The organism is Lysinibacillus sp. GbtcB16 (assembly GCF_019091145.1).
Classification (GTDB): Bacteria; Bacillota; Bacilli; order Bacillales_A; family Planococcaceae; genus Lysinibacillus; species Lysinibacillus fusiformis.
On sequence record NZ_JAGXJV010000765.1, the window covers coordinates 1 to 243 of the forward strand.

Below are 243 nucleotides of genomic sequence, written 5' to 3' on the forward strand. Positions count from 1 at the left end.
CTTGGCGTTGCGAAACGAAGGGCGACCTGGCGCAGTGTTAAGTTCTGTTCTTTCGCTAATTTCTTGATCTTCTCCGAACCGCCCTGCTGGCTGTTGGCGCCTAAATCACCAAGATCCGGGAAGGGCTCATCTAGCGGATAGGGACTGAAATCAAAATCGTTGAATGGACGGCCAAGAGCAATAATGGCTTTCTCAATGGAGACGAGATTGACCGTTTCTTGATACTTACGCTGTGCTTCCTCT

At 49.8% G+C, this 243-nt stretch carries 1 pseudogene; it reads right to left on the reverse strand.

Annotation, left to right across the window (positions count from 1 at the left end):
• Positions 1-243, reverse strand: a pseudogene (locus KVT27_RS25835) (LLM class flavin-dependent oxidoreductase); the annotation flags it as partial.